Here is a 26,602-nt window from a genome sequence, read left to right as displayed (position 1 = left end):
GACGGGCTACCATCAGGCATGACGCCGCCCGGGGTGCCCGGCCTGCCCACCGTGGGGGTGGCCCTGGAATCGGCCGTGCTGGCGGCGGGCGTGCAGGCCATTCTGGCCGGGGCTGGCCTGCACCCGCCGGCCGGCGACGAGGGCCCCGACGTGCTGATCGTGGATGACCGCTGGCTGCCCGACGCCGCCGCGCTGGCCGGGCAGGCGGTGGTGGCGCTGGGCTCTCTCGCCTGGGCAGGCACGCTGCACGAGGTGCTGAGCGGCGGCTGGGCGGCCCTGCCCCTGGACGCCACGCCCAGCGAACTGGTGGCGGGCGTGCTGGGCGCGGCGGCGGGGCTGGTGGTGACGCCGCCCGGCACCCTGCACCCGGAAGCGGCAGACGACGACCCCCTGCCCGCCGACGTCACCCTGACCCCCCGCGAACACGACGTGCTGGCCCTGCTGGCCGAGGGCTACAGCAACAAGCGTGCCGCCCGCGAGCTGGGGGTCAGCGAGAGCACCGTGAAGTTTCACGTGCAGGCGGTCTTCAGCAAGCTGGGCGTGCAAAGCCGCGCCGGGGCAGTGGCCCGGGGCGTGGCGCTGGGGCTGCTCAGCGTGTAGAGGGGGCCGGGTGAAACAAAGCGTGCAGGTCCAGGGCGTCCGGCGGCGTGGGGCGGGCGATCAGATACCCCTGGATCAGGTCGCAGCCCCAGGCTTGCAGTTCCTGCAGCTGTTCGGCGGTTTCGACCCCCTCGGCCACCACCTTCAGGCCCGCTTCGTGGGCAAAGGTGATCAGGGCGCGCACGATGGGCCGCGAGGAGCGCCCCCCCGGCGCTTCGCCCTGGTCCTGAATCAGCGAGCGGTCCATCTTGAGCCACTGCGCGGGCAGGCGGTGCAGCCGGCTGATGCTGGAGTAGCCGGTGCCAAAATCGTCCAGCGCGAGGTTCAGCCCGGTGCCGCCCATCGCCGCCTCGTGGGGGGTACCGGCCTCGTCCATCACGGCGCCTTCCGTGACTTCCAGAATCAGGGCCTCCTGGCTAAGGCCATATTCGGCCAGCAGGGCGCACACGCCAGCGGCAAAGCCGGGCTGGGCAAACTGGCGCGGGGCCACATTCACGCTCAGGCACAACTCCGGCCACGCCGCGCGCCACTCGCGCAGCTGGCGGCAGGCTTCGCGCAGCACCCACTCGCCCAGGCGCACGATCAGATCGCTGGCCTCGGCCACCGGAATGAAGCGCCCGGGCGGCAGCAGGCCCAGGTCCGGGTGCTGCCAGCGCACCAGGGCTTCGAGCGCCACCAGCCGCAGCGACCCGGCCTCCACGATGGGCTGGTAGTGCAGCCGCAGTTCGTCCCGGTCAATGCCCACGCGCAGGGCCTGCTCCAGTTCCAGCCGCTCCAGGGCCGCCGCACCCAGATCGGCCTGAAAGCGGCGCACCGCGTGGCGCTCGCGCTTGGCGAGGTACATGGCGAGGTCGGCGTTTTTCTGCAGGGTGGTCACGTCGGCGCCGTCCTCGGGCGACAGGGCCACCCCAATGGACGCCGTGACTGTCAGTTCGCGCCCGGCCAACACCAGGGGCTGACTGAGGGCCGCCAGGATGCGCCCGGCGGCCGACTCGGCTTCCTCGTGGGCCCGCACCCGGCGCAGCAGCACGGTGAATTCGTCGCCGCCCTGCCGCGCCACCAGATCGCCCTCGCGCACGGAGCGCCGCAGCCGCTCGGCCACCTGAATGAGCAGCTGGTCGCCCACCGCGTGCCCCAGGGTGTCGTTCACCTGCTTAAAGTGGTCCAGGTCAATGAACAGCACGCCCAGCGGCTGGCCGCCCTGCACCGCTTCCTGCAGGTGACTTTCAAAGGCCGCGCGGTTCAGCAACCCGGTCAGCGCGTCGTGCTGGGCCTGATAGGCCAGCCTCTCCTGGGCCTGCTGCAGCGCGGCGTTGGCGCTGGACAGTTCCTGGTTGCGCAGCTGTTCCTGTGCGGCGCGGTGTTCCAGGCGTTCCACCTTCAGCTGCGTGGCCAGCACCTGGGTGCGGCGGCTGAGTACATCGGCCATCAGGGCCTGCTCGGCGGTGGCGGCGCGGCGGGCGTGGTGCAGGGCCTCGCGGTACAGACCCTGGGCTTCGAGCACCCCGGACAGGTGCAGGTTGGCCTCGGCCTGCCGCAGGGTCAGCCGCAGGTCGTCGGCCAGGGTCAGGGCCCGTTCCAGCACCCCGCGCGCGCTGGCCAGCTCGCCCTGGCGCGCGAGCACGCGGCCCTGCGTAACCAGCACGTCGCACAGGTTCTCGCGGTCCCCCAGTTCATCAGAGCCGCGTGTGGCGGCCTCGGCATGGGTCATGGCCTCGTCCAGGCGGCCCAGGGCCAGCAGATTGGCGGCCATGTTGGCCAGTAGCAGAAACTCGTGCTGGCGGTAGCCGGCTTCGCGGGCGCGGGCCAGGGTGGCTTCATTAAGGGCCAGGGCCTCTTCAAAGCGCCCCAGTTCGTGGTAGTCCAGCGCCGCGTTGATGGAGGCGCTGGACATCAGGATAGGGTGGTCAATCTGCCGGGCCAGTTGCAGGGCTTCAAGGTGGTAGGGCAGCGCCGTGGCGTAATCGCGCAGGTCGAGGTACAGGTTGCCAATGTTGTTCAGCGTGCGCCCCTGCCCCACCCGGTCGCCAATGCCCTGCACCATCTGCAGGCAGCGCAGGTGGTATTCCAGGGCCTCGCCCAGTTGCCCGGTTTTGACCAGGGTGATGGCCAGCCCGTTGAGGTTGCGCGCCTCAATGGCGGTCAGGCCCAGCCGGGCCGCCAGCGCCGCACTTTCCTGAAAGGCCGCGCCGGCTTCGGGATAGTTGGCGAGGTAAAAGTGGCCGTAGCCAATCAGCATGCGGGCGCGGGCCACGCCGGCCTCATAGCCGCTGCGCTCGGCCAGGGCCAGGGCCTGGGTCGCCAGTTCCTGGGCCCGCTGCATGGAGAGCATCAGCACGGCGTCGGCCTCGTCGTTCAGGCGGTCCACCTCCGGGCACGCCGCAGCCCCAGGGCGGAAAGAAGACGTCTGCAGCGACATGGACCTTCACCTCCAAAGGCGACCCTGTGAACACCGCGTTCGATGGGGTCTGAGAGGCTGAAGATAGGGGGCGCCCTCTCACAGAGTTCTGAATCTGAGGGGATGAATGGCGCGCGCGCGCCCGTTTAGAGCGGTTGACAAAAACCCCCCTCACCCCTCGCGGCGCGAGGCCCTCTTCCACGAGGGGAGAGCGTCGAGACCCAACATCATCTTGATGTCAACTGCTCTAGAGCATCGGCTCGGCGGCTGTGTCCAGCAGCAGCCTGGGCACGAATTTCAGGCCGTCGGCGGCCACCAGATGCGCGGGAATGCCGCCCACATGGCGCATGGCCCGTTCGGGGGGCACGCCGTGCAGGTGGCCGTACACAATCAGTTCGGGCTGGGCCGCCTCAATCACGCGGGTCAGCGGGTTGGGCGGGTAGGGCGGCGTGGCGGGCGGGTAGTGCAGCATCAGCAGCAGGTGATCGCCGGGCTGGCGCAGGGCCTGGGCAGCCTTCACGCTCAGGGTCAGGCGCTCGGCCTCGCGCTCCAGCAGCCGCGCGTCATCGGCGGGCAAGGGCTCGTGGCCGGGGGTCAGCCAGCCGCGCGTGCCGCACACCACCACGTTGCCCACGCGCACGGCGTCGTTCACCACGGCCAGCATGCCTGGAGGCAGGGCGGCACGCAGCTTGCTGGCCGTGGGCCACCAGTAATCGTGGTTGCCGCGCAGCAGCACCTTGGTGCCCGGCAGCGCCGCCACGGGCGCGAGGTCCTGCATCGCTTCGGGCAGCCGCATGGCCCACGACAGGTCGCCCGGCAGCAGCACCAGGTCCTGTGGGCGCACCACCTCGCGCCAGCGGTCAAAAATGGCCTGCGGATGGCCAGCCCACTGCGGCCCGAACACCGTCATGGGTTTGGGTGTCACAAAGGCCAGGTGCAGGTCGGCAATGGCGTATACGCGCATACAGGGGCTCCGGTACAGAAAAACCCTCCCGCGCTGGGGAGGGCCGTGGTCCTAAGCTGGTCGGGGCGAGAGGATTCGAACCTCCGACCCCTTCGTCCCGAACGAAGTGCGCTACCAGGCTGCGCTACGCCCCGAAAGTCCGACCAACACCCGCGCCGCAGGCGGCAGGGCAGGGGGTAGTCTACGCGCGCCCTGGGGGGGTGTCAAGCGAAGGGTAGACGGCGGATGGCAGATGGTGGAAAGCAAATGGCAGATGGCTCAGAGGCAGGATGCAGGGGGCTTACCGCTGATGCAGGACGACTCTGATTTCAAAGCAGATTGGGGAGAGCGCAGCGGTGCTTTTCCATTTCCGTCGCCCCGCCTCTCCTCTTCTTCGCGCTGCGCTGCAGCTTCCGCGAGGCCGCTCACCCCCTTGCCTTCGGCTGACCTGAGTGCCGTGCGACGCGGGGAAAATCCTGTTTTGGCCGTCCTGTTGAGTGAAGGTCCGGCCACTTGAGGCGGCCGGCGGGAGACCATGCTCAGAGCGATGCCCTTTTTCTGGCAGGTCTGCGCCGCGACCGAAAAGGACTCAGAGGGCGACACAGGAAAGAAACGGGCAGGGCGTCCCAGAAAGCATTGCTCTCCTGCCAATGCCCACCACCGCGCCGTGCCCGGATGGTTGGCCGACTTCCCTATTGCAGATCTTCAGCCCTCGTCCTCTTCCCCGTTCCACTCGGGTTCCTCGCCCTGATTGGCCACAAAGGCGCGGATGGCGGGCCAGATCATGCTGCCGGGATACCCGCGCCGGGCCAGAAAGGCAAAGGCGCTGGCCTGGGGGTCGCGCTTGCGGGCAAACGATGACCAGCGGCGCTCCAGCAGGGCCGCCACTTCCTCGGCTTCGCGCGCCGGGTCGCGGGTCTGCAGGGTGTCCTGAATCAGGTCGTCGTCCAGGCCCCGGCGCTTGAGGGTCTGGCGCACGCGCATGGCACCCACCCCCCGGCGGGTGTTCTCGGCGCGGGCCACCTGGGTGTCGTCCTGGTAACCCAGTTCCTGCACCCGAGCCAGCACCAGCGCCACCAGTTCGGGGTCGTCGCTGCGTTTCTCCAGACGGGCGCGCAGTTCCTGGGCGCTCAGGGCGCGCTGGCCCAGGGCGCGAAAGGCGTAGGCCAGCAGGGCGTCGCGTTGCTCTTCGGGGGTGGGGGGACGGCGGGGGGTACGCGGCGCGGCGTCGTCGCCCTCTGTTTCAGGTGCCGGCGCCCGGCGCCCCTGTGCCCTGCGGTATCGGCCCGTCATGGGCCGCAGTATGCCGCTTGCCACCCCAACCAAAGGCAGGTATAGTCACGAGGTTGCCCACTGCCTGCTTTGGGGTGGGTGGCCCGGCGAGCAGCCCCGCTGCCCCGGCGCGCCGAAGCGGCCGCCCTGCTTGACGGGGCCCCTCGGACGCTCGCGTTCCCGCCTGCGGGCAGGAACCGCCCCGCACCGCCAGACCGGCGGCGGGAGAACAAGGAGAGTACACATGGCCCTGCGTCACAAGTCCGCCCAGAAACGTCACCGCCAGAGCCTCAAGCGCCGCCTGCTGAACCGCAGCCGCAAGAGCACCATCAAGACCTTCACCAAAAAGGCCGTGGTCGCCGCCCAGACCGGCGCCGAGGACCTGGCCACGCTGCAGAGCCGCGCCGAGAGCCTGATTGACAAGGCCGCCAAGGGCAGCACCATGCACAAGAACGCCGCCGCCCGCAAGAAGAGCCGTCTGGCCAAGGCGATTAACCGCGCCAAGGCCGCGCAACAGGGCTAAGCACAGCACAAACACAAAGGCGCGCGCCGGGGTTTGATCCCCGGCGCGCTTTTAGCAACAGTGCAGACAGGTGCAGCATTCTGCAGAAGACAGCCCGACAAACACGCTGTTTTCCCTCTCCCCCTTATGGGGAAATCGCAGAGCTGTGGAGCAGAGGGAGGCAAGTGGGTCAAGCGTCCCAGACGACGCTTTTCTCGTGGGCTCCTCGCCACGCTTGAACACTGTCCGCACCATATGTTTTAAGGGCGTGACGAACCTTTCTCCCTGGCCGGCAAAGCCTGCCCACACCACCACATCCAGAGAACAGCGCCCCCACCGAACCCGGCTGGGGGCGCTTTATCAGTGGCCTGCGCTTACTTCACCACCACGCGAATGCCGCAGCGGCCCTCGCTGCCGGCCTTCACCACAGGCAGCTGCCAGCGCACATTGGTGTACTCGCTGGGCTTGACCTCCACCTGCCGCTGGACCTGCCGGCCGTTTTCGGTGACGATCACGGTCTTTTTCAGCGGGGCCGCGCCGAAGGTCTTGCCGCCGTCGGCGCTGAACAGGGTGGTCACGCCGCTGAGGGTGCACGCGGCGCTGCGGAAAGTGGTGGCGGGGTCCACCTTCATGTCCAGCTTCATGTTGCGCAGGTCGCTTTTGCTCACGCTCTGCCACGTGTGGGCCATGTCCAGCAGGGTGCCGGGCACCACGGCCACCTTGCTGGCGTCCGTGAAGGTTTCAACGGTCTTGCCGTTTTGCGTGGTCTGCGTCACCACCGAGGTGGTCGAGGTGAGTTTCAGGGGCGCGGGAACACTCTGGGCCACGGCCAGCGACAGGCCGCTGAGCAGGGCCACCGCAGAAAGGACGTTCTGTTTCATGGTGCAACCTCCAAAGGCAGGGAATGGACCCATTGCACACCCAGCGCTTGACCCCAGTCTGACGAATGAGCGGGGGGCCGCGCTGGGCGCACTGGCGCTGTTTTACCCCAGCGCGCCATGAGGGGCGTGGGAATGCCCCCAGCGGGGGACGCTCAGGCCGGGGCGCCGCGCGACTGCACCACACCGGCCAGCACGCGCGCAATCTCGTGAATCTCGCTGGCGTCCTGGCCCTCGACCATCACGCGGATCAGGTTCTCGGTGCCGCTGGGGCGCAGGTTCACCCGCCCCTTGCCGCGCAGCTGTTCCTCGGCGCGGGCCACGGCCGCCATGACCTCGCCGTCGGCGGCAATGGCCTTCTTGTCGGCCACGCGCACGTTCACCAGGGTCTGCGGGTACATCACCAGGTCGTCGAACAGGGCGTCTAGGGTGGTACCCAGGGCCTTCATGCTTTTCAGGGTCAGCAGGGCGCTCAGCACGCCGTCACCGGTGGGCGAGATATCCAGAAACAGCACGTGCCCGCTCTGCTCGCCGCCCAGGTTCAGGTGCCGCTCGTGCAGGCGCTCGTGCACGTAGCGGTCGCCCACCGCTGTACGTTCCAGGGGAATGCCGGCTTCCTGCAGCTTTACCTCCAGGGCCATGTTCGCCATGATGGTGGTCACCACGCCCTGCTCGCCGCGCGCGCGGGCGTTGAGCAGCAGCATGTGGTCGCCGTGCACCACATTGCCCCGGCTGTCCACGAACAGCGCGCGGTCCGCGTCGCCGTCAAAGGCGACGCCAAGGTCGTAATTGCCCTCGCGCACAATGCGCTGCAGGTGGTCGAGGTGGGTGCTGCCACAGTCGCGGTTGATGTTGCGGCCGTCCGGGGTGGTGTACACCGCGAACACGTCGGCGCCCGCCGCCTGAAAGACCTTGGGCCCCACGCGGTAGGCGGCCCCGTTGGCACAGTCCATAGCGATGCGCAGCCCGCTAAGGTCCGGGGCGTGGCCGCGCAGGTAGCCCACGTACAGCCGCTCGGCCTCGGAGTAGTTGGTCACGCCGCCCAGGTTCACCCCGGTCACGGGCGGCAGATCCGCCAGGGCGTCCAGCGCCGCCTCGATCTGGTGTTCGGTGGCGTCGCTGAGCTTCTGGCCATCGGCGCCGAAGAACTTGATGCCGTTGTCCTGGTAGGGGTTGTGCGAGGCGCTGATGACCACCCCGGCATCGGCGCCCAGGTAGCGGGTGAGGTAGCTGACGCCCGGGGTGGGCAGCACCCCCACATGAATGACATTCACGCCCCGGCTGGTCAGACCCGCCGCCAGCGCCGCTTCCAGCATGTCGCCGCTCTGGCGGGTGTCCTTGCCGATAACCACGCTGGCGTGGTCGCGCCCCGCCTTGAGAATCTCCCCGGCCGCCGCGCCCAGGTCCATGACCCAGGCAGCCGTGAGGGGATGGGCGCCCGCGACCGCGCGCACGCCGTCCGTTCCGAAATACTTCCGTTCGCTCATGATCTGCCGCATGATACGCCTGCGAGTGCGTCACTCCTGATGCCCAACATTGAACCGAGTTAAAGGAGCGCAACCCTGGGGCGCCCGATTGCGTACCGTAGGGCATGAGCGGATTTTCGGCAGGGTCCTTTTCGTTCAGTCGCAGCGGCCACAAGGGCGGTTTCCTGGGGCACGGCAGCCACAGCAGCCACAAGCGCCACGGCTACGGCCACAGCGGCCACTACCGCACGGTGAAGCGGTCCTCGGGGTGCCTGGGGGCCTTCGTATTTGCGGCACTGGCCGCCGGGGGATCGGTGGCGGGCCTCGTCTCGCTGCTGACCTGAGCGGAGCGCCCGCCGCCCTGAGCCGCCTGTTTTTGCCGCGCCGCCTGGGAGACTGGGCGGCCACTTTACGCGGCCACGCCCCCGCCAGCGGACCCTGGGTGTGGCCGCCGGGGCTGCGCGCCACCTTCCCCGGGGCGCGTGTGGTGGAAACCTGGACCGGCGAGGGGGCCGCCTTTGCGCGCTACCGCAGCCCCGGCGGCCCGCTGTTCCTGAAATACCTGCCCGCTGGCTGGCGCGACTCCCGCGCGGCCGAGCGCCTGCACCGCGAAAGCACCTACCTGCGCGACCTGGCGCCGCACGCGCCGGTGCCCCACGCCCGGTACCTGCACAGCGCCGCGCAGCAAGGCCCGCCCCTGGCCCACCTGCTGACGGTGGACCGGACCGAGGCCACCTGGGGCTGGGGCGCCTTTGCCACCGACCCCCAGCGCGAGGCGGCCCTGCTGGACGTGGTGCGCTTGCTGGCCGGGCTGCACGCTTTCTGGGCGGGGCCGGGCCAGCCCCTGTTACGGGGCCGCTGGCGCTGGCAGCCCGGCGAGGTCCTGGCCCGCGCGGCGGCCCCTACCGCGCCGCCGGATGTGCCGGACGCGGCCGAAGCCCTGACGGCCGCCGCGCAGGCGTTGCCCGACCTGCTGGCCCGCGCGCCCGTGTGGACGCTGGTGCACGGCGACATTCACGCCGGGCAGGTGCTGTGGCCCAGAGACGGCGGGCCCCCAGAACTCATTGACTACGGGCAGGTGCATCCCAGCGTGCCCGGCGAGGACCTGGCGCACCTGCTGGCGCTGCGGCTGAACGCCACCGAGCGGGCCCGCCTGGGGCCCGCCCTGCGCGAGGCCTATCAGGCAGCGCTGGCCGAGCAGGGTCTGTCCCTGTCGACGGCGGAACTGGCCGCCCAGGAGCGCGCGGGACTGGCCCTGAACCTGTTGTCCACGGCCCGGCAGGCGCAGCGCCGTGAAAGCAGCGGGGTTCAGCAGGCCCTGGCCGCTGCCGTGGAGGCGTGGTGGGAGTAAAGCCCCTGGCCTAGAGTTCGGCCACCTGCACCTCGGCGGCGCCCAGAAAGGCTCGGTAGCGGTCCAATTCGGCGTTCAGACTGCGGTTAAAGGCAGCGGTGCGGCGGATACCCGGCACCAGCCCCACTCGGGCCTCTAGCGCAGAGCCCTGCAGCTGCAGGTTAGCCCAGCCCACCGCCCGTTCGGCCTGAAAAACGGGCAGCGCGTAGTAGCCCAGCTGGCGTTTGGCGGCCGGGGTGTAGGCCTCGAAACGGTAGGTCCAGCCGTGCAGGTGGGCAAAGCGGCGCCGGTCCCACACCAGCGGATCGAAGGGGCCCACCACCCGCACGCCACGGGGCGCATCGGCCTCTGGGGGCCAGTCGGCGGGCCACACGTAGCGCACGCCGTCCACCACCGCGCCTGCCAGTTCCTCCCGCACCGCCGTGCGAAAAGCGGCGCGCAGCGCGCCATGCAGATGCGGAAAGCCGTAGTGAGACAGCCCCACCAGATACCCCAGGCTGGCTTCGGGCAGCGGGCCATACAGCCCGGCCAATAGGTGAACCGCGCCGCGCAGCCGCTCGGCTTCGGGCAGAGGCGCGGCGCGCAGCGCGGCCAGATGGGGCGCCGGGCCGTACACGCGCACGCCCCGTTCCCGCCGCACCACCCGCGCCTCGCCCCGGCGGTGCAGGGCGTCCAGCACGCGGGTGGTCGCGCTGGACTGCCCACCCCAGGCGTTGACCACCCCGCCGCGCCCCAGCCCAGCCGCCGCCTGCCGGGGGTGGAGCTCGCCAGCCTCGTGCAGCAAGGCGCGCACCGCCCCGGCCAGCTCCGGGTGGGTCTGCAGCACCTTCGGCTCGACCTCGCGGGGGTGCAGCAGGGCCTGCACGCGCCGGGGCACGAAGCCGTAGTTGGGCAGCATGTCTTCCTCGGCGTCCAGGGTGGGGTAGGCCGCTTCCAGGTCACCGGCGCGGTACCCCGCAAGGCGGGCCATCAGGGTGAGGTCCTGGGCGCGGGCGGGCGCGCGGATGGGATCGGCCTGCACGAAGCCCAGCGTGTCCAGCGCGGCCTGAAGGCTGGGCTGCGGCGCCAGCGTGCGAAACGCGGCAGCCCGCACCGCCGAGGACGTGATGGTCATGGGGCGCAGGCTAGCAGAGGGCGGAGGCGCGGCTGGGCGCGGGCTCAGCGTGAAGGCGTGCTCAGCAACCTGGGGCAGGCCGGGTCTCCCCCACCCGCCCCGAACCGTGCAGAACAGAGGTGGAACGGTTGCTTCCCTCCGCTGCGCTCTTTCACGGATGCCGTCTGTTTCGCTGACCAACCGGGACAGAACCGGTTTGTCCGCTCCACGCCTGAAAGCCCGCTTGTTCTCTTTGGATTGAATCGCTTCTGCGAGCGACTCGGAGTGATAAGCACATGGCCTGAAGGTGAACCCTTCAGGTCATATGGTGCGAGCGCGACAGACAGCGGTTGGCGTGGCGTTGAGGGGGTGCGTTTCTCCCCTGGGCGGAACGGAAGACCGCTGTCTGTCGGCGTCGGTGTTACTTGATTGTGCCGTTCAGGCCGTTCGGGTAGAAGCCGCCCTTTGCCGCGCCGGGGGCCAGATACACGATGTTCAGCACCTCGCGGGTGGAGCGCGGGTAGGCCACGCCGTTGCTGTCGGCCGGAGCAAAGACCGCCATGCCCCGGCTGTCGGTGAGGCCCATGTCTTTCATGCCGCCCACCTTGCCGCGCAGGTTGCTGATGGCCTGCACCACCTGTCCCACGTACAGCCCGGCCGCCGCCGTGACCTGCCGCTGCTGGTAGAGCATGGTGCGGATGGCGCCGCCGTGGTAGGCCTCCACGGCCAGAATGCCCGCCGCCGCCTGCAGGTAGGCCGGATTGGTGATCAGGGTGGCCGCCCCGTTGTAGGCGGTCACGCCCACATCCTCGAAAATAAAGGCGCCGTGCAGGAAAAACAGATCATTCAGGTACGGATTGAAGCCGGTGATCTTGCCGCCAGAGGCCGCCTGCCCCGCCGCGCGAAACGCGCCGTTCAGGTCCAGCACGGGCCGGGGCGCCGCCGCCTTGCCCAGCGCGCCATACAGGAACTTCACGTGCTGCAGTTCATCCTCGGCAATGTCGCGGGCCAGGGCCTGCACGGCGCTGTCCTTGAAGGTCATGCCCCGGCTCTGGTCCAGGCCTGCGGGCAGGCGGATCTCGGCGCCGCCGCCAATGCGGCGCAGTTCGTTCACGCGACCCACGGCCGCGAGGTAGAAGGCCGCTTCCAGGTATTCGAGGTTCAGGGCGAAATTCAGCACGTCGGCGTCAATGTTCTTGGCGGGCGCGGCACTGGCGACGCCGCTTAGGCCAAAGGCGGCGGCGCCCAGCCCCACCTTGCCCAGCAACCCCAGGGCGGCGCGGCGGTTCAGAGCAGGGTCGGACGTGACAACAGCAGGCAAATTGGAATCGGACATGAGGGGGCCTCCTTGGGCCAGAGGGCACCGCTGAACGCCGCACGGAGGCGGGTTCAAAGTGGTGACAGAAAGAAGGGGGGTGCGCGGCCCCGCGAAGACAGGCACGCGCGCTGGACATCTGGCTGTATGCCAGGAGCCGCCCAGTGGATCAGGGCCACGGGCACGCATAAACGTTCGGTGAAGAGTGGCCGGGAGCCTGAATAGGCCGCCGACCCTCACCAAGAGGGGGTGGCTTGCCGCTTCAGACCGCGCGGGCCTCGGGCACGGCGCCGTGCTGGGTCAGGGGCCGCGCTGGGTCAGGTGGGGTCGGCGCGGCGGCTCATCTTCTGGGCGTACATCCGCGCGTCGCTGCAGGCCAGCACCGCCTCTGGGGTGTGGCCGTCTTCGGGAAAACAGGCCACCCCCGCACTGGCCTGAACGCCTGGAAAACCGGCGGCGCAGGTGTGGCGCACGGCGGCCTGCACCCGCTCGGCGGGCAGGGACGGCGCGTGCCCATGCACCATGACCACCACGAACTCATCGCCGCCCAGCCGGAACACCTGGTCTCCCCGGCGCACCGCTTCACGCAGCGCCTGTCCAAAGGTCACCAGCAGCGCGTCGCCCCGGGCGTGGCCCTCGGTGTCGTTGAAATGCTTCAGGCCGTCCATGTCCACCGACACCACCGTGACCTGCTCGCTCCGTTCGTGTGCCTGGGCAAAAGCGCGCTCCAGGGCCAAGTCCAGCGCGCGCCGGTTGCCCAGACCCGTCAGGGTGTCGGTCTGGGCCGCGCGGGCCAGACCCTCCACCTGCTCAAGGCGCTGGGCCCCGGCGCACAGCAGGCGCCCCGCCGCTTCCAACAGTTGCCGCTCATCGGCGGTCCAGACCTCGAAATCCGGGGCCGCGCGGTAGACCCCCAGCAGCCATATCGTCTCGGCGGTGCCCAGATCAATAGGCAGCAGGGCCGCGCCGCGCATCCCGTCGTCGCGGGCGTCGGCGGGCAGCTCGGCCGGCCCCAGAAAGACAGAGTGCTGCTGAAAAACCCCCAGAGCCTCGTACTGCGCCGCCGGAATGCCCTGCGACTGGTGGCGCTGCACCGCGCCCGGGGCCTCGCCCACCTGCAGCAGCGGCACGAAGCGCTGGCCCTGGCGCGCCCACAGCACAAACCAGCCGGGGCCCAGCACCTGCTGCAAGGTGCCCAGGGCTCGCCCGGCTGCCTCTGCGAACGGCTGGTCGCCGCTGAGCAGCTGCGAGAGGTGCAGCAGCGCCTCGGCGCGCATCTGGTCCCGGCGCGCCTGCTGCTCGGCCTGCACCAGCCCGGTCACGTCGTAGGCGAGGCCCACGGTGCCGGTCTGCTGCCCCTCGGCGTTGCGCATGGGCTCATAACGCGCCTCGAAGACGCGGCCCTGCGCCTGCACCTGCGCCACAAAGGCCTCGCCTGACATGGCGCGCTCAACGTTGCGGCGAATCTCGGGAATGCCGGCATACAGCTCGTAGATGGACTGCCCCACCGCCACCCCCGGCCGGGTGCCCAGCCCAGTCAGGGCCCGGCCCTCTGAAAGGGTAAACGTGCCGCTCAGGTCGGTGGCCCACAGAATGAGGGGCGCGCTGTCCAGGGTCAGCTGCAGGCGGTGCTGGGCTTCGCGCAGCGCGGCGCGTTCCTCGGCGCGGCGCAGGGTCTGGCGCACCGCACGCGACACCGCGTAGATCAGGTGGCGGTCGGTGCGGTTCCAGGGCTGCGGACTCAGGCGCACAAAGCCCATCAGGTACGAGGTGCCGCCGAACTCGCCCAGGGGCGCGGTTGCCGCCGCCTGCACGCCCGTCTTCCGGCTTTCCGGGTGGGCGAAGTGGCTGCCCGGGTAATCGTCCACAAACAGCGGCTGTCCGGCACTCAGGGCCTCCCAGGTCATGCCGCCTTCCTCGCGCCGAATCCCGCGCGAGGCCAGCTGGGCCAGCGCCTCACCGCGCGGCGAATGCCACGCTCCGAAAGAAAAGGCCCGGTCACCCCGCACCGCCACCAGCGCGCCCCAGTCCACATCCAGGGCGCTGGCAGTGAGCTCGGTCACGTGCAGCGCCATCTGCTGCGGACTCAGGTCCAGATCGGCCAGTTCGGCCACCGCCGTCATGGTTTCAGCACTGGACAGCGCCACACGCAGGTCACGGTTCATGTGGTCCAGAGCCACCTGTTTGCGCGCCAGGACTTGCGCGGTCAGGTGCAGTTCCAGTTCGTTCATCACCAGCGCGGCCATGTCGGTCAGTCGTGCCAGCGCCTCGCCTTGTAGTGCCGGGCGCACCTGCGAATCGGCCACACACAGCGCGCCGATGACGTCGCCTTCGGGGCTCAGCAGTGGAGCGCTGGCGTAAAAGCGCACGTGCGGCCCGGCCGTCACCAGGGGGTGGCCGGCAAAGCGGGGGTCCTGACGGGCGTCACCGGTACTCACCACCTGCCCGCTGAGCACCACGGTTGCGCCCAGCGGGGCCAGGAGCGGCCCGTGCGTTCCGCCCAGATCGCCCCCGACCTGAACCCACTCCTGATCTATATCCAGCAGCCCGACCGAAACGATGGACACCCCGAACAGGTGCGCAGCCAGCACCTTGACCCGCGCCAGGGCCGTGTCCGGGAGCCCAACCAGCGGCTGATACCGGCTCAGGACCGCCAGTCGCGCTTCCTCCTCGGCAGACCAGGGCGTCATGCCCCAGTATGAAGGTTTCTTAATGGGCTCGTCATCGCCCCCGAAGGGAGGAAGTGAGCGCACTGGCCCCGAAAGGGCTGCCACCGACACTGGCCAATTGCCAATCAGTGCGGTGAGCAGCAGACACAGGTTGATGGGTACCGGGCCTGCAAAGCCGCAAGGACGGGGAACATCCAAATTCACTGTTCAATAGGAGAGCGCTGGACCATAGACCGGAGGCGCACTGACCAAGTCTGGGCAAAGGGTGCGAACACCAGAGGCGTTAAAAGTGGACAACCACAGATGGCCCCTGGGTGAAACGGGCTACTGCGGTCACCACCCAGCGTCTGTTCTCACCCGTTCACGGGGCCTCGCTGCTGGAGCGGGCATGCCACTCAAGGGCCAGAAAGGCCGCCAGGACTTCGGGGTCAAAGGCCGCGCCACCACCCCGGCGCACCTCGGCCAGGGCTGCAGCCGGCGTCCAGACCGGCTTGTACACCCGGGCGCTGCGCAATGCGTCGTAGACATCGCAAACAGCGATGATCCGCGCCAGACGGGGAATCTCGTGGCCGCGCAGGCCCTGCGGGTAGCCGCCGCCGTCCCAGCGTTCATGGTGCGACAGGATGGCCGCCAGTACGCCTGCAGAGAGCCCTGGTACCGCGCGGGCACGGTGGACACCCAGTTCCGGGTGGCGGCGGATCTGGGCCCACTCCTCAGGGGTAAGGGGACCTGTCTTGGCCAGCATCTCGCTGGACAGGTCCTGCTTGCCCAGGTCGTGAAGCCACGCCGCCACCCGCAGATCGTCGAGGTGCTGGGGGCTCAGGCCCAACGCCAACCCCACCTCCTGGCACAGATAGGCCACGCGTTCACCATGCTCCCGCAGTTCCGGTGTCAATGACGACAGCAAGCCCGTCAGTGGAACTGGGGACAGCAGCACACCTGTCACCGCTCACCGCCTGCTTGCTCTGCGGTTGTTCCACACACCCCTGCGCGCATAAGGCCTCCCTTGAATACGCCGGGGCACTGCGGCGTCTGGTCCAGCGTCTGGGCTGCCCTTGATGCCCAGAGTGTGAAAAATTCGCTGTGACAGAACTCTTGTGGAGTCTTCATGTTTGGCTGTTTTTGCTCTTCAGCCGCTGCTTGACAGCCACGAGCCGACAGGCAGACGGGGACCCGGTACAGTGCAGCCATGACCACCCTGTTTGAGCGCATCATTGCGCGCGAGCTGCCCAGCGAGATCGTGTACGAGGACGAGCGGTTTATCGCCATCCGCGACATTGCCCCGAAAGCGCCCATTCACCTGCTGGTCATTCCCAAGAAGGTGACGGCGCGCGTGGACGAGATCACGGGCGCCGCCGAGATGGGCGAGCTGTGGCTGACGGCTGTGAAGGTGGCCCGCCAGCACGCCCAGGATTACCGGCTGGTGGTGAACTGCGGCGCCGGGGGCGGCCAGGTGGTGTTCCACACGCATATTCACGTGCTGGCCGGCTGGGAAAACGGTCCAGACAGCGATACCTGATGCCCACGCCCTTCGCCGCCGTGCTGTTCGACCTTGACGGCGTGCTGGTGGACACCGAAGCCCTGATCACCGAGCTGTGGGCCGAGATCTTCCGGGGCCAAGGGTTAAACCTTAGCTCTGCCGAGATCACGCGCCTGACGGCTGGGCAGCGCTTTGAAGGCGTGGTGCGCGCCCTGGAAGAAGGCCGGGGCTGGCGGGCCCCCGAAGACTTTCTGCCGCTGCTGAACACCCGCTTTAACGCGGCTTTTGACCATGTGCCGCCTGTACCGGGGGCCGCCGACACCCTGCGCGCCCTGGACGCGGCGAGCGTGCCCTTTGCGGTGGCCAGCAACAGCGAGCGCCACCGCCTGGGTCTGAAACTGCGGGGGGCTGGACTGGACACGCTGCTGGCCGGGCGGGCCTTTGACCCGGCCTGCGTGGGCGGCGTGGGCAAGCCGGACCCGGCGCTGTACCGGTACGCTGCCGCCGCGCTGGGCGCCGAGCCGAGGCGCTGCCTGGTCGTGGAAGACAGTGCCCCGGGGGCACAGGCCGGACTGGCAGCGGGCATGACCGTCTGGGCGCTGCTGGCGGGCAGCCACATCTTGCCGGACGACGAGGCGAGGTTGCGTGAACTGGGCGTGGCCCGGGTCCTGCACTCGCACGCTGAGTTACAGGCGGCGCTGGGCCTGCTGGTTCCCTCGCCGTAGCAGGGCGCTGGTACTGAGGGGGGCTGATTTGCCCCCTCCTCTCTCCTTCTCCAACGAACCGCTTGACTTCAAAGTCTACATATGTTGTTAATGGGATATGCCTCCATTGCCCAACAGCAGTCCTCCCACCCGCGCCGTGCTGGCGGCCCTGCAGCGGGCGTACCCGGCGCACACCTACGGCTACGACCTGAGCAAGGGCACCGGCCTGAAAAGTGGCACGCTGTATCCCATCCTGCAGCGCCTGCACGACCAGGGGTATCTGGACGCGCAGTGGGAAGACTCGCCGCACCCCGGCAAGCCCCCCCGGCACATCTACCGCCTGACACAGACAGGGCTGGAACTGGCCCGGCAGCGGCACGCCGAAGGCCAAGCCCCCCGCACCCGCACCAAAGGAGCCCTGACATGAGCCCAGACGAATGGAAGGCCGGCATAGAGAATGAAGCGCACACCGCCCAAGACGCCGCGTGGGCCCGCGACACCAGGCTGCATCTGCGCCGCGCGGCCCTGGGACGTCAGGCGTTGCAGGGCGGCGTGGGCCTGAGCCTCGGTGTGGCGACCAGTGCCGCTGTCACCCTGGGGACCCAGTGGCCGGTGATGGTGCGCGAAGCGGCTCGCAACGGCGTGGACACGCTGACCTTCGTGAAGTGGAACGTGCTGGGCAACCCGCAGCCGGTGCACACGATCCGCGACAGCAGCGATCCCCAGCTGCCCGTAATGGGTCTGCTGCTCGCCCTGTTTCTGGTGGCCGCTGTGGCCAGCCGCCTGCGCGTGCCTCACTGGGCCATTCTGCTGGCGGCCCTGGCCTCGGTGCTGACCATCGCGACCCTGGGCAATCTGGTATTGCGTGACTTCATGGGCTTTCCGGCCTATCCCCTGGCGGTGGCCCTGGGCGTCGCGGCGCTGGGGATTGTGCTGGGGCTGCCCTTCCAGGGGCGCCGGGCCCGCGCATGACCCCCGAAGAGTGGCGACAGGGGATGGAGAATGAGGCGAGCAGTGTGCAGGACGCAGCGTGGAGCCGGGCGACGCGCAGGGTTGCCTTGCAACCGGTGGCCTGGGGCCTGCAGGTGGGAATCTATGGCCTGCTGCTGGCTGGACTGGGCTATGCCCTGACCGTGCTGACCGACCATGCCATCCGCTTCTCGGTGTTGCGCGACTTCAACCCTGTGGGCGGATGGGTCATGACCCACCTGGGCTACACCCGGTTGTTTGAACTGGGCCAACTGTTTATTCCTGCCCTGCTGGCCGGGATGATGGCGCTGTTGCGTTTTACGCCTGGCCTCCTGGCTGTACTGGGCGGCCTAGCCTTTCTCCCCATGGGCGTCGGTGCGTGGCTTTACACCTCCACACACGAGGTTCTCTCTTACCCCACGTTGAGCGGCACCCACACGGTGGATCTGGCGGGCTATGCCAGCGGCTTTTCCCCAGAGCGGTTGGTCATGGGCACCCTGCTCATCGGATTTTGTGCCCTTGTTGGGCACCGCCTCCGCCACGCACTGCATCGGAGCCGCGCATGACCCCCGAAGAATGGAGGCAAGGGATGGAAAACGAAGCCGTATCGGTACAGGATTCGCGCTGGGCGATGGAAACGAGGCTGGCGGCCAACCGCTTTGGCTGGCGACAGGCCCTGAGCGCCGCCGTGGTGTTCGCCCTGCTGGGGGCCGCCCAGGAACTCCTTCTTTCCTTGGTGTTTCGCGCCCAAGGCGACAGCCTGCCGGATCAGCTGTGGCCCGGCGTGCTGGCGGTGGCCTTCGCGCTGGGCTCCGGCCTGGGCCGCTGGCGCTTTGGCCCCCTGGAGGCCGGGGCCGGCGCGCTGGCCTTCCTGCCGGGCGCTTGGCTGTTCGTGGTGGGGCTGCAGGCCTTCCCCAATGGACCGCTGGGCGCGCCCAACTCGCCCGCCTTTGACAACAACGACGTCTTTGCCCTGGCGGTGCTGGCGGCCCTGGGGGCGGCGCTGGCGCAGACGTGGGCACAGCGGCGGCAGGCTGCGGCCCGGTAAGCCCACCGTAAAAAGAGCGCCCGGACGAAGCAGATCCGGGCGCTCTTTTTCCCTGCCACTTACGCCAGCGGCAGTTCGATCATGCCACCGGGGCCCTCTTTGTCTCTGCCCTCCATACGGGCCGTGACCGCCAGACCGGTAGGCGTCTGGGCCAGGCCACCGTCGGCCGTTTCGCGCAGGGCGGCGGGCATCATGCGGCCCACCGAGGCCATTGCGCCCAGCACCTCGTCGGGGGGAATAAAGGATTCCAGCTGGGCCAGCGCCAGTTGCGCGGCGCTCACGGCGTGCACGGCGTAGAAGGCGTTGCGGCTCACGCAGGGCACCTCCACGTAGCCGCCCACCGGGTCGCACACCAGCCCAATGGTGTTCATCAGGGCGAGGCTGGCCGCGTGGACCGCTGCGCGCGGCGTGCCGCCCAGCAGTTCCACCACCGCCGCCGCCGCCATGGCCGCGCTGGAGCCGATTTCTGCCTGACAGCCCCCCGCCGCCCCGGAAATAAACATGCGCTTGCTGATCGCCTTGCCAATGCCGGCCGCCAGAATCATGGGGGCCACCAGCCGCTCGTCTTCCAGGCCCAGGTGGTCAGCCACGCCGATCAGGGCGCCGGGAATGGTCCCCGCACTGCCCGCCGTGGGCGCCGCGACAATGCGGCCCATACGGGCGTTTTCCTCGTTCACGGCCATGGCGTAGGCCTGCACCCGCTTCAGCAGCGGCGCGCCCAGCACGTCCGGGGCGTCCCACAGGCCCTTGGCATTCCAGCCCACCATGCCAGTAATGCTCTTGGCGTCGCTCTGCAGCCCACGCTCAATGCTGGCGCGCATTTCGCGGATGCGGCGCAGCATCTCGGCGCGGATGTCGTCGGGGTTCAGGCCGGTTTCCTGGCAGTCCTGGGCCAGAATCCAGGCCGAAGCCGGGGCGGGGGCATTCAGAATGTCGTCAAGCGTCGTCATGGCGTCCTTGTGGGCAAAACAGGGCGGGCGGGGAAACAGACCGGGAAAATGGGCTCTCATGGTACGCCGCGCCCTGTCTAGCTGAATCCGGGTTGGGTGAAGACGTCCAGAGCGCATGGACGGCCAGGCAGGGGGCGCAGTCATAAGCGGCGGGCCAGAGGGGGTGGGCCGCGCTAGGTTGACCCATGAAGCTGCTGCTCATCCGCCACGGCCAGTCCGAGAACAACCTCACCGAGCACCGGCCAGACTACGCCCAGCGGCGCCTGCCCGACCCGCCGCTGACCCCGCTGGGGCGGCAGCAGGCGCAGCACACAGCGGCACACCTGGCGGCCCAGAATCACGGCGTCACCCACCTGTACACCAGCCTGATGACCCGCGCGGTGCAGACGGCCGCCCCCTTCGCGCAGGCCCTGGGCTTGCCGGCGCACGGGCTGGCCGCCGCCTACGAATACGGAGGGCTGACCACTGGCCCAGCGGGCCACTTCGCGCCCGTCCTGGGGCGCGACCACGCCGCGCTGCGGGGCGACTGCCCGGCACTGGTGTGGCCACAGGAGCTGACCGGCCTGCCCTGGGACGGCGGCGCGGAAGCCTGGGAGGAGGCGGTGTTTGAACGCCGGGCCCAGGGGGTCCTGACCGGGCTGCGCGCGGCGCATGGGGAGCGCGACACCCTGGCCCTGATCACCCACCACGACTTCGCCGGGGCCCTGATTCGCGCCGCCCTGGGGTGGGCCGGCACCGGGACGCCGCCCACCTTCCGGCTGGCGCACCTCTCCACCACCCTGCTGGAGGCCCCCGAGGATGGCCAGCCCGGCACCCTGCACTGGCTCAACCGGGTGGACCACCTGCCAGCCGACTGGGTGCGGCACTGAAGGGTGCCCGCTGGCCCCCCGATCTGCCCTTACGCGTCCCGCGCCACGCGCAGGAGTTCGCCGCTGCGGACCATCGCCACAATCTTCAACAAATCAGGGCGGTAGTAGCGGTCGCTGGTCATGTTGGGAATCTGCGCGCGGATGTGTTCCCAGGCGGCCTGGGCCCCGCGTCCGGCGCGCAGCTGCTGGAAATCTAGCGCCTGGGCCGCGCACATCAGTTCAATGGCAACGACATTCTGCACGTTTTCCAGGATGGCCCGCAGCTGCCGTGCGCCGTGGGCGCCCATGCTGACGTGGTCTTCCTGGTTGGCGCTGGTGGGAATGGTGTCCACGCTGGCGGGGTGGGCCAGCACCTTGTTCTCGCTAACCAGCGCGGCGGCCGTGTACTGCGCGATCATGAAGCCGCTGTTCAGCCCACCCTGCGGCGTCAGGAAGCCGGGGAGGCCCGAGAGCGAGGGATTGAGCAACTGTTCGCAGCGCCGTTCACTGATGCTGCCCAGTTCCGCCACCGCCACTTTCAGCGCGTCGATGGTGACGGCCAGCGGCTGCCCGTGAAAGTTCCCGCCAGAGACGACCTCGCCAGTCTCCGGGAAAATCAGCGGGTTGTCGGTGACCGAGGCGAATTCCACGGCCAGCACCCGCGCGGCGTGGTCCAGGGCGTCCAGGCTGGCGCCATGCACCTGGGGAACGGCGCGCAGCGAGTAGGCGTCCTGCACCTTGCCGTCGCCCACCAAGTGCGACGGCGCAATCTCGGAGTCGCGCAGGAAGGTGCGCACCTCCCCGGCCACCGCCACGGCGCCGGGGTGCGGGCGCAGGCCCACCACGTCGGCCTGAAAGGGACGGTGCGAGCCGTACATGGCCTCCACGGTCAGGGCCGCCGCCAGGTTCGCCGTGCCCAGCAGCGTGCGGGTGTCGGCCACTGCCAGCGCCAGCAGGCTGCCCATCAGCTGCGTGCCGTTGATCAGGGCCAGACCTTCTTTGGCCTGTAGCTGCACGGAACGCAGGTTCAGTTCGGCCAGCACGTCCGCGCTGGGCCGCACGGCGCCCCCGTACTCCACCTCGCCCAGGCCAATCAGCGCCAGGGCCAGGTGCGCCAGCGGGGCCAGATCGCCCGAGGCGCCCACGCTGCCCTGCGCAGGGATCACCGGGTGCACGCCCCGGTTCAGGAAGGCCAGCAGCAGCTCCACGACTTCTATCCGCACACCAGAGTGGCCCAGCGCCAGCGACTGCGCGCGCAGCAGCAGCATGCCGCGCACGACTTCGGTGGGCAGGGCCTCGCCCACCCCAATGGCGTGCGAGATGATGAGGTTGTGCTGCAGCTGTTCCAGGCCGCTGCGCGGCACCTGCACATTGGCAAACTTGCCGAAGCCGGTGTTCACGCCGTACACGGGGGCGTCGCCGTCCACGATGCGCTCAATGACGGCGCGGGCGCGGGCGATGCGCTCACGGGCCGCAGGAGCAAGTTCAACCTGCTCGCCGCCGCGCACGACGGCCAGAAACTGGTCCAGGGTCAGGTGTTGATCGAGAATCACGGGGCCTCCTTCGGAAGGCGAATGGTTGACAGGTCATGGTTGATGGAAGCCTGCCTCATGGCCCAAGGCTCATGGCTCATAGCCTGCTGCCCACCCACCCACACGTCGCGCACGGGGCTGGTGCCCAGGGTGTAAGGCAGATCGCGCCAGTCCCTGCTGTGCAGAGCGAGGAAATCGGCGCGTTGCCCCACGGCCAGCGCGCCCCGGTCGGTCAGGCCCAGGGCGGCGGCGGCGTTCACGGTGGCGGCGGTCAGGGCCTCGGCGGGGGTCAGGCGGCACAGGCGCACGGCCAGGGCCAGGGCCAGCCCCGTGCTGAAGACGGGGGATGAGCCTGGATTCAGATCGGTGCCCACCGCCACCGCCGCGCCCGCGTCAATCAGGGCGCGGCCCGGCGCAGCCGGCAGGCCCAGGTGCAGGGTCACGCCGGGGAGAATCGTCGCCACCGTTTCAGAGCCCGCCAGCGCGGCAATCTGCGCCGAGCCACTGGCCTCAAGGTGGTCCACGCTGAGCGCCCCCAGCCCGCACGCCAGTTCGGTGCCGCCGATGGCATGGAACTGGTCGGCGTGCAGTTTGAGCTGAAGACCGTGGGCCCGGGCCGCCTGCAAGATCGCGCGGGTTTCCTCGATCGCAAACGCTTCCTTCTCGCAGAACACGTCCACAGCGGAGGCGAGCCCCGCCTGAGCCACTTCGGGAATCAATTCCTGGCAGACGGCCTGCACGTACTCGGCGCGGCCCTCGGTGGGTGGAACGTGAATGAGCAGCGTGGGCACCAGGGGAAATTCAGCCTGCAGAGCCCGAATGGCTTCCAACATGCGCCGCTCGGCCGCGAAGTCCAGGCCGTAGCCGCTCTTGACCTCTATGGTCGTCGCGCCGGAAGCCTGCAGGGCCTGCAGGCGGGGCCGGGCCAGACGCACCAGTTCCTCGACGCTGACTGCGCCGGTGGCCCGCATAGAGCTGCGAATGCCACCGCCGCGCGCCAGGATGTCCTCGTACGGGACGCCCTGCACGCGCGCTTCAAAGTCGGCCAGGCGGTCCCCGGCCCAGACCGCGTGGGTGTGGGGGTCCACCAGGCCCGGCACCACTGCGGCGCCGCCCAGGTCGTGTTCGCGGGCCGCCGACGGTGCCTGGGCCCTCTCCCCCACCCAGCGGATCACGCCGCCGGACACCAGCAGGGCCGCGTCAGGAATCACGGTCAGCTCGCGCATGGCCGCGCCACGCTGCAGCCCAGCCCCTGGAGTGACGAGCTGGGCAATGTTCGTGAAGAGCACCTCGCTCACGCGAACACCTCGCACAGCGTTTCCATGATCAGGCGGGCCATCAGGAGTTCGCTGCGGCCCGTGGGGTCCAGGTTCGGGGCCAGTTCCACGAGGTCCAGACCCACCACCGTGTTGTGCCGGGCGGCAGCGGCCAGCACCGCCATGCCCTGGGCGTAGGTGAAGCCGTCGGGCTCCGGGCTGCTGGTCCCGGGCACCACGCTGGGGTCAAAGCCATCCACATCCACGCTCAAGTACACGTTCTGGCCGCGCGGCAGCCGCTCCAGCACGGCGTGCAGATCGGCCTGCACGTCGGTCATGGGCACCAGAGCGTGACCCCGGGCGCGGGCCGCCGCCACCGCTTCGGGATCAAAGCGCAGGCCGCGCAGGCCCACGGTGGTGATGTGCACGAGGTTGGGGAGCGCTTCGGCAGCCCGGCGAAAGGGGCTGGAGTTGCTGTAGCGCGTGTCGTTGCGGGTGTCGGTGAAGTCCAGGTGGGCGTCCAGCTGCACCACGTGCAGGGCCGGCACATCATCAAACGCGCGCAGCAGCGGAAAACTCACGCTGTGGTCGCCGCCCAGGAAGACCGGCATGCGGCAGCGCCCCCGAAGGAGCCGCGCCGCCTGGGTAATGCGCTCGCGGGCCAGTTCGGGTTCCAGGCTGGGCAGCACCACGTCCCCCGCGTCGGCAAAGGTGACCCCGGCCAGCCGGGTCACGCCGTCCAGGCCGGTAAAGGGCGGCACGCTGCGCAGGCTGGCTTCCCGCAGCGCGCGCGGGGCAAAGCGGGCGCCGGGCCGGAAGCCCAGGGCAATATCAAAGGGAATGCCCAGGGCCGCCACATCGGCCTGCCAGTCGCCGCCGGGCTCGACCAGGGGCGCGCGGGCAAAGGTGGCTATGCCGCCGTAGGGCAGGTGGGTGGGGGCACTCATGCGGCCCGCCCCCAGGCGCGTACCATAAACCCATGACTGACCCCGCGTTTCAATCCATGAGCGTGGAGGAATATCTGCGCACCGAAGAATTGAGCCCGTACAAGAGGGAATACGTGGCTGGCTTCGTCTACCCCTTGCACGCTCAGGCTGGGGTGAGCCAGCGCCATTCCCTGATCTGCATGAATATTGCGGGCACTCTCTTTCCCCACGCACGGCGTCAGGGCTGCCGGCTGCACATGGCCGACATGCGCCTGCAGGTGGGCGCGGCCCTGTTTTACCCCGACGTGATGCTGGTCTGCGGCTCTGACGCTCCCCACGCCCTCTACGAAACGGCGCCCTGCCTGCTGGTGGAAGTCCTGTCGCCCAGCACCGCTGCCAACGACCGCGTGGGCAAATATGCCATGTACACCGGCATTCCCACCCTGCAGACCTACCTGATCGCAGAACAGAGTGAGCGCCGGGTCTACGCCTACGGGCGCCAGGGCGAGGAGTGGACCCTCAGCGAGTTCACTGGTTCGCAGTCCATCCCCATGCCGTGCCTGGGCGTGGCCTTGACCCTGGACGACCTCTACGCCGGCGTGATCGAGCCCTGAGTCTTGGGCCATGGGCCATGAGCCATGAGCCATGAGCCTTCCGCCCCCGGCCATCTGCCATCTGCCATCCGCCATCCGCTTACTTCCTGTCCTCAATGCCCAGGCTGGGCAGGTCCAGCCCCCGCTCGCGGGCCACGTCCAGCGCGAGGTCGTAGCCCGCGTCGGCGTGGCGGATGACGCCCATACCAGGGTCGTTGGTCAGGCAGCGCGAGAGGCGCTTGGCGGCGTCCTCAGTGCCGTCGGCCAGGGCCACCAGCCCACTGTGCTGCGAGAAGCCCAGACCCACGCCGCCGCCGTGGTGAAAGCTCATCCAGGCCGCGCCGGACGCGATCCCCACACCAAAATTCAGCAGCGGCCAGTCGGAAATGGCGTCGCTGCCGTCTTTCATGGCTTCGGTTTCGCGGTAGGGGCTGGCCACGCTGCCCGCGTCCAGGTGGTCGCGACCAATGATGATCGGGGCCTTCAGGCGGCCGTCGGCCACCATCTGGTTAAACAGCAGCGCGGCCTGGTCGCGTTCCTTGTACCCCAGCCAGCAGATGCGCGCGGGCAGGCCCTGGAAGGCGATCTGATCGGCGGCGTAGGTCAGCCAGGATTGCAGGCGCTCGTCGTCCGGGAACAGTTCCAGCAGCGCGCGGTCGGTGGCGTAAATGTCCTCGGGGTCGCCGGACAGCGCCACCCAGCGGAAGGGCCCCCGGCCCTCGCAGAAGGAATCGCGGATGAACGCGGGCACAAAGCCGGGGTAATCGAAGGCGTTGTTCACTCCGGCCTCAAAGGCGCGCTGGCGCAGGTTGTTGCCGTAGTCAAAGGCAATGGCGCCGCGCCGCTGAAGTTCCAGAATGGCCCGAACATGCGCGGCCATCGCGGCGTAAGCGCGCTGGCGGTATTCCTCGGGCTGTTCGCTGCGCAGCTTGCCGGCGTCCTCATCGGCGCTGACCGGCGGAATGTAACCCCACATGGGGTCGTGGGCACTGGTCTGGTCGGTGATCAGGTCCGGGGTCCAGTTCATCGCCACCAGCTGGGGCACCAGTTCGGCAGCGTTGCCGCGCACGCCGATGGAGCGGGCCACCCCCTGCGCCTTGTACCCTTCGGCGCGGCGAATGGCGTCGTCCAGGTTGTCGGCCACCTCGTCCAGGTAACGGGTGTCCAGGCGCTTCTGCATGCGGGTGGGGTCAATCTCGATATTGATGCTCACGCCGCCCGCCAGCTTCACCGCCAGCGGCTGCGCGCCGCCCATGCCGCCCAGACCGGCGGTCACGGTGATGGTGCCCTTCAGGCTGCCGCCAAAGTGCTTGCGGGCCGCCGCCGCAAAGGTTTCGTAGGTGCCCTGCAGGATGCCCTGGGTGCCAATGTAAATCCAGCTGCCCGCCGTCATCTGGCCGTACATGGTCAGGCCGGCCTGGTCCAGCTGGTCGAACGTCTCCCAGTTCGCCCAGTGCGGCACGAGGTTGGAGTTCGCCAGCAGCACGCGCGGCGCCCACTCGTGGGTTTTCAGCACCGCCACGGGTTTGCCGGACTGGATCAGCAGCGTTTCGTCGTTCTCCAGGCGGTCCAGCGTCTCCACGATCTTGTGAAAGGCGGGCCAGTTGCGCGCCGCCTTGCCGCGCCCGCCGTAGACCACCAGCGTATCGGGGTGCTCGGCCACCTCGGGGTCCAGGTTGTTCATCAGCATGCGCTTGGCGGCTTCCTGAATCCAGCCTTTGGCGGTTTTCTGGGGCCCACGGGGCGCACGAATGACAGGGGCAGGCTCGGCGGTCTGGGTCATGGCTTCTCCTAGAAACAGCGGTTGAG

The 26,602-nt window shown here is 69.2% G+C and carries 26 protein-coding genes and 1 tRNA gene; 12 read left to right on the top strand and 15 right to left on the bottom strand.

Features of this window, described 5'->3' with window-relative positions:
* Positions 1-18 precede the first annotated feature (18 nt).
* Entirely contained in the window at positions 19-600 is a 582-nt protein-coding gene (locus KMW22_RS03380) for a helix-turn-helix transcriptional regulator (RefSeq protein ID WP_221088625.1), read from the top strand.
* Here the strand turns inward: KMW22_RS03380 and KMW22_RS03375 are convergent.
* The 4 genes from KMW22_RS03375 to recX all read right to left on the bottom strand — a co-directional run bounded on the left by KMW22_RS03375 (position 590) and on the right by recX (position 5,234).
* Positions 590-3,019 (bottom strand): EAL domain-containing protein, encoded by a 2,430-nt coding sequence (locus tag KMW22_RS03375; RefSeq protein WP_221088624.1) that lies wholly within the window; start codon positions 3,017-3,019, stop codon positions 590-592. The two genes, KMW22_RS03380 and KMW22_RS03375, sit on opposite strands and share 11 nt — an antisense overlap.
* Positions 3,020-3,245: 226 nt before the next feature.
* Complete coding sequence (locus tag KMW22_RS03370; protein ID WP_221088623.1) at positions 3,246-3,962, bottom strand: metallophosphoesterase; 717 nt, start codon at positions 3,960-3,962, stop codon at positions 3,246-3,248.
* 57 nt (positions 3,963-4,019) lie between these two features.
* Positions 4,020-4,096 (bottom strand) — tRNA-Pro (locus KMW22_RS03365).
* Positions 4,097-4,646: 550 nt separating this feature from the next.
* Positions 4,647-5,234: a regulatory protein RecX gene (gene recX / locus KMW22_RS03360; RefSeq protein WP_221088622.1), complete on the bottom strand. Its 588-nt coding sequence runs from the start codon at positions 5,232-5,234 to the stop codon at positions 4,647-4,649.
* Positions 5,235-5,457: 223 nt separating this feature from the next.
* On the opposite strand from recX, the gene rpsT reads away from it, so the two are divergent.
* A complete protein-coding gene (rpsT, locus tag KMW22_RS03355) occupies positions 5,458-5,736 on the top strand; it encodes a 30S ribosomal protein S20 (protein ID WP_221088621.1) in 279 nt (92 codons plus the stop codon).
* A 353-nt stretch (positions 5,737-6,089) separates the two neighbouring features.
* Here rpsT and KMW22_RS03350 read toward each other — a convergent pair whose 3' ends face one another.
* Both KMW22_RS03350 and glmM read right to left on the bottom strand, forming a co-directional pair.
* Positions 6,090-6,596: a hypothetical protein gene (locus KMW22_RS03350; protein ID WP_221088620.1), complete on the bottom strand. Its 507-nt coding sequence runs from the start codon at positions 6,594-6,596 to the stop codon at positions 6,090-6,092.
* Positions 6,597-6,748: 152 nt separating this feature from the next.
* Entirely contained in the window at positions 6,749-8,080 is a 1,332-nt protein-coding gene (gene glmM, locus KMW22_RS03345) for a phosphoglucosamine mutase (protein ID WP_221088619.1), read from the bottom strand.
* A 104-nt stretch (positions 8,081-8,184) separates the two neighbouring features.
* Here glmM and KMW22_RS03340 point away from each other — a divergent pair, with 104 nt between their 5' ends.
* Entirely contained in the window at positions 8,185-8,403 is a 219-nt protein-coding gene (locus KMW22_RS03340; protein ID WP_221088618.1) for a hypothetical protein, read from the top strand.
* Between the two features lie 32 nt (positions 8,404-8,435).
* On the top strand, positions 8,436-9,410 hold the full coding sequence (locus KMW22_RS03335) for a phosphotransferase family protein (RefSeq protein WP_235692544.1): 975 nt from the start codon (positions 8,436-8,438) through the stop codon (positions 9,408-9,410).
* Between the two features lie 10 nt (positions 9,411-9,420).
* Here the strand turns inward: KMW22_RS03335 and KMW22_RS03330 are convergent, their stop codons facing one another.
* From KMW22_RS03330 to KMW22_RS03315, 4 genes are all read right to left on the bottom strand, one after another.
* A complete protein-coding gene (locus KMW22_RS03330) occupies positions 9,421-10,524 on the bottom strand; it encodes a DNA glycosylase AlkZ-like family protein (protein WP_221088617.1) in 1,104 nt (367 codons plus the stop codon).
* Positions 10,525-10,924: 400 nt separating this feature from the next.
* Positions 10,925-11,839 (bottom strand): ferritin-like domain-containing protein, encoded by a 915-nt coding sequence (locus KMW22_RS03325; protein WP_221088616.1) that lies wholly within the window; start codon positions 11,837-11,839, stop codon positions 10,925-10,927.
* 296 nt (positions 11,840-12,135) lie between these two features.
* Positions 12,136-14,508, bottom strand: a complete 2,373-nt coding sequence (locus tag KMW22_RS03320) for a diguanylate cyclase domain-containing protein (protein WP_221088615.1) — start codon at positions 14,506-14,508, stop codon at positions 12,136-12,138.
* A gap of 340 nt (positions 14,509-14,848) precedes the next feature.
* Positions 14,849-15,424, bottom strand: a complete 576-nt coding sequence (locus tag KMW22_RS03315) for an HD-GYP domain-containing protein (RefSeq protein ID WP_328774579.1) — start codon at positions 15,422-15,424, stop codon at positions 14,849-14,851.
* Between the two features lie 252 nt (positions 15,425-15,676).
* Here KMW22_RS03315 and KMW22_RS03310 point away from each other — a divergent pair, with 252 nt between their 5' ends.
* The 6 genes from KMW22_RS03310 (at position 15,677) to KMW22_RS03285 (ending at position 18,688) form a co-directional block, all read left to right on the top strand.
* Entirely contained in the window at positions 15,677-16,006 is a 330-nt protein-coding gene (locus KMW22_RS03310) for a histidine triad nucleotide-binding protein (protein WP_221088613.1), read from the top strand.
* Entirely contained in the window at positions 16,006-16,692 is a 687-nt protein-coding gene (locus KMW22_RS03305) for an HAD family hydrolase (protein WP_221088612.1), read from the top strand. The genes KMW22_RS03310 and KMW22_RS03305 overlap by 1 nt, the downstream gene beginning before the upstream one ends.
* A 97-nt stretch (positions 16,693-16,789) precedes the next feature.
* Entirely contained in the window at positions 16,790-17,098 is a 309-nt protein-coding gene (locus KMW22_RS03300; RefSeq protein ID WP_221088611.1) for a PadR family transcriptional regulator, read from the top strand.
* Entirely contained in the window at positions 17,095-17,643 is a 549-nt protein-coding gene (locus KMW22_RS03295) for a hypothetical protein (RefSeq protein WP_221088610.1), read from the top strand. Before KMW22_RS03300 ends, KMW22_RS03295 begins: the two co-directional genes overlap by 4 nt.
* Positions 17,640-18,206, top strand: coding sequence for a hypothetical protein (locus tag KMW22_RS03290; RefSeq protein WP_221088609.1), 567 nt, complete (start codon positions 17,640-17,642; stop codon positions 18,204-18,206). Before KMW22_RS03295 ends, KMW22_RS03290 begins: the two co-directional genes overlap by 4 nt.
* A 23-nt stretch (positions 18,207-18,229) precedes the next feature.
* Positions 18,230-18,688 (top strand): hypothetical protein, encoded by a 459-nt coding sequence (locus KMW22_RS03285; RefSeq protein ID WP_221088608.1) that lies wholly within the window; start codon positions 18,230-18,232, stop codon positions 18,686-18,688.
* A gap of 59 nt (positions 18,689-18,747) precedes the next feature.
* Here the strand turns inward: KMW22_RS03285 and sdaAA are convergent, their stop codons facing one another.
* Positions 18,748-19,638, bottom strand: a complete 891-nt coding sequence (gene sdaAA / locus KMW22_RS03280) for an L-serine ammonia-lyase, iron-sulfur-dependent, subunit alpha (protein WP_221088607.1) — start codon at positions 19,636-19,638, stop codon at positions 18,748-18,750.
* Between the two features lie 185 nt (positions 19,639-19,823).
* Here sdaAA and KMW22_RS03275 point away from each other — a divergent pair, with 185 nt between their 5' ends.
* Positions 19,824-20,507 carry a histidine phosphatase family protein gene (locus KMW22_RS03275; RefSeq protein WP_221088606.1) on the top strand — a complete coding sequence of 228 codons (684 nt, stop codon included), beginning with the start codon at positions 19,824-19,826 and terminating at the stop codon, positions 20,505-20,507.
* 29 nt (positions 20,508-20,536) lie between these two features.
* Here the strand turns inward: KMW22_RS03275 and hutH are convergent, their stop codons facing one another.
* Genes hutH through KMW22_RS03260 form a run of 3 tightly spaced genes read right to left on the bottom strand, consistent with a single transcriptional unit; the run spans position 20,537 to position 24,221 of the window.
* Positions 20,537-22,039 carry a histidine ammonia-lyase gene (hutH, locus tag KMW22_RS03270; RefSeq protein WP_221088605.1) on the bottom strand — a complete coding sequence of 501 codons (1,503 nt, stop codon included), beginning with the start codon at positions 22,037-22,039 and terminating at the stop codon, positions 20,537-20,539.
* On the bottom strand, positions 22,036-23,316 hold the full coding sequence (gene hutI, locus KMW22_RS03265) for an imidazolonepropionase (RefSeq protein ID WP_221088604.1): 1,281 nt from the start codon (positions 23,314-23,316) through the stop codon (positions 22,036-22,038). The genes hutH and hutI overlap by 4 nt, the downstream gene beginning before the upstream one ends.
* On the bottom strand, positions 23,313-24,221 hold the full coding sequence (locus tag KMW22_RS03260) for an arginase family protein (protein ID WP_221088603.1): 909 nt from the start codon (positions 24,219-24,221) through the stop codon (positions 23,313-23,315). The genes hutI and KMW22_RS03260 overlap by 4 nt, the downstream gene beginning before the upstream one ends.
* A 32-nt stretch (positions 24,222-24,253) precedes the next feature.
* Here KMW22_RS03260 and KMW22_RS03255 point away from each other — a divergent pair, with 32 nt between their 5' ends.
* On the top strand, positions 24,254-24,814 hold the full coding sequence (locus KMW22_RS03255) for a Uma2 family endonuclease (protein ID WP_221088602.1): 561 nt from the start codon (positions 24,254-24,256) through the stop codon (positions 24,812-24,814).
* 79 nt (positions 24,815-24,893) lie between these two features.
* Here KMW22_RS03255 and hutU read toward each other — a convergent pair whose 3' ends face one another.
* Complete coding sequence (hutU, locus tag KMW22_RS03250) at positions 24,894-26,576, bottom strand: urocanate hydratase (protein WP_221088601.1); 1,683 nt, start codon at positions 26,574-26,576, stop codon at positions 24,894-24,896.
* Between the last annotated feature and the right edge of the window lie 26 nt (positions 26,577-26,602).

The sequence above is a fragment of the Deinococcus aquaedulcis genome (assembly GCF_019693445.1).
Classification (GTDB): Bacteria; Deinococcota; Deinococci; order Deinococcales; family Deinococcaceae; genus Deinococcus; species Deinococcus aquaedulcis.
The sequence above is the reverse complement of the archived record's forward strand: the minus strand, read 5'-3'. Positions and strand labels throughout refer to the sequence as shown.

What these genes read in the sequence shown, in the direction of transcription:
- KMW22_RS03380 (WP_221088625.1), top strand. Translation starts at nt 19, where the DNA reads ATGACGCCGCCCGGGGTGCCCGGCCTGCCCACCGTGGGGGTGGCCCTG.
- KMW22_RS03375 (WP_221088624.1), bottom strand. Translation starts at nt 3,019, where the DNA reads ATGTCGCTGCAGACGTCTTCTTTCCGCCCTGGGGCTGCGGCGTGCCCG.
- KMW22_RS03370 (WP_221088623.1), bottom strand. Translation starts at nt 3,962, where the DNA reads ATGCGCGTATACGCCATTGCCGACCTGCACCTGGCCTTTGTGACACCC.
- recX (WP_221088622.1), bottom strand. Translation starts at nt 5,234, where the DNA reads ATGACGGGCCGATACCGCAGGGCACAGGGGCGCCGGGCGCCGGCACCT.
- rpsT (WP_221088621.1), top strand. Translation starts at nt 5,458, where the DNA reads ATGGCCCTGCGTCACAAGTCCGCCCAGAAACGTCACCGCCAGAGCCTC.
- KMW22_RS03350 (WP_221088620.1), bottom strand. Translation starts at nt 6,596, where the DNA reads ATGAAACAGAACGTCCTTTCTGCGGTGGCCCTGCTCAGCGGCCTGTCG.
- glmM (WP_221088619.1), bottom strand. Translation starts at nt 8,080, where the DNA reads ATGAGCGAACGGAAGTATTTCGGAACGGACGGCGTGCGCGCGGTCGCG.
- KMW22_RS03340 (WP_221088618.1), top strand. Translation starts at nt 8,185, where the DNA reads ATGAGCGGATTTTCGGCAGGGTCCTTTTCGTTCAGTCGCAGCGGCCAC.
- KMW22_RS03330 (WP_221088617.1), bottom strand. Translation starts at nt 10,524, where the DNA reads ATGACCATCACGTCCTCGGCGGTGCGGGCTGCCGCGTTTCGCACGCTG.
- KMW22_RS03325 (WP_221088616.1), bottom strand. Translation starts at nt 11,839, where the DNA reads ATGTCCGATTCCAATTTGCCTGCTGTTGTCACGTCCGACCCTGCTCTG.
- KMW22_RS03320 (WP_221088615.1), bottom strand. Translation starts at nt 14,508, where the DNA reads ATGACGCCCTGGTCTGCCGAGGAGGAAGCGCGACTGGCGGTCCTGAGC.
- KMW22_RS03310 (WP_221088613.1), top strand. Translation starts at nt 15,677, where the DNA reads ATGACCACCCTGTTTGAGCGCATCATTGCGCGCGAGCTGCCCAGCGAG.
- KMW22_RS03305 (WP_221088612.1), top strand. Translation starts at nt 16,006, where the DNA reads ATGCCCACGCCCTTCGCCGCCGTGCTGTTCGACCTTGACGGCGTGCTG.
- KMW22_RS03300 (WP_221088611.1), top strand. Translation starts at nt 16,790, where the DNA reads ATGCCTCCATTGCCCAACAGCAGTCCTCCCACCCGCGCCGTGCTGGCG.
- KMW22_RS03295 (WP_221088610.1), top strand. Translation starts at nt 17,095, where the DNA reads ATGAGCCCAGACGAATGGAAGGCCGGCATAGAGAATGAAGCGCACACC.
- KMW22_RS03290 (WP_221088609.1), top strand. Translation starts at nt 17,640, where the DNA reads ATGACCCCCGAAGAGTGGCGACAGGGGATGGAGAATGAGGCGAGCAGT.
- KMW22_RS03285 (WP_221088608.1), top strand. Translation starts at nt 18,230, where the DNA reads ATGGAAAACGAAGCCGTATCGGTACAGGATTCGCGCTGGGCGATGGAA.
- sdaAA (WP_221088607.1), bottom strand. Translation starts at nt 19,638, where the DNA reads ATGACGACGCTTGACGACATTCTGAATGCCCCCGCCCCGGCTTCGGCC.
- KMW22_RS03275 (WP_221088606.1), top strand. Translation starts at nt 19,824, where the DNA reads ATGAAGCTGCTGCTCATCCGCCACGGCCAGTCCGAGAACAACCTCACC.
- KMW22_RS03260 (WP_221088603.1), bottom strand. Translation starts at nt 24,221, where the DNA reads ATGAGTGCCCCCACCCACCTGCCCTACGGCGGCATAGCCACCTTTGCC.
- KMW22_RS03255 (WP_221088602.1), top strand. Translation starts at nt 24,254, where the DNA reads ATGACTGACCCCGCGTTTCAATCCATGAGCGTGGAGGAATATCTGCGC.
- hutU (WP_221088601.1), bottom strand. Translation starts at nt 26,576, where the DNA reads ATGACCCAGACCGCCGAGCCTGCCCCTGTCATTCGTGCGCCCCGTGGG.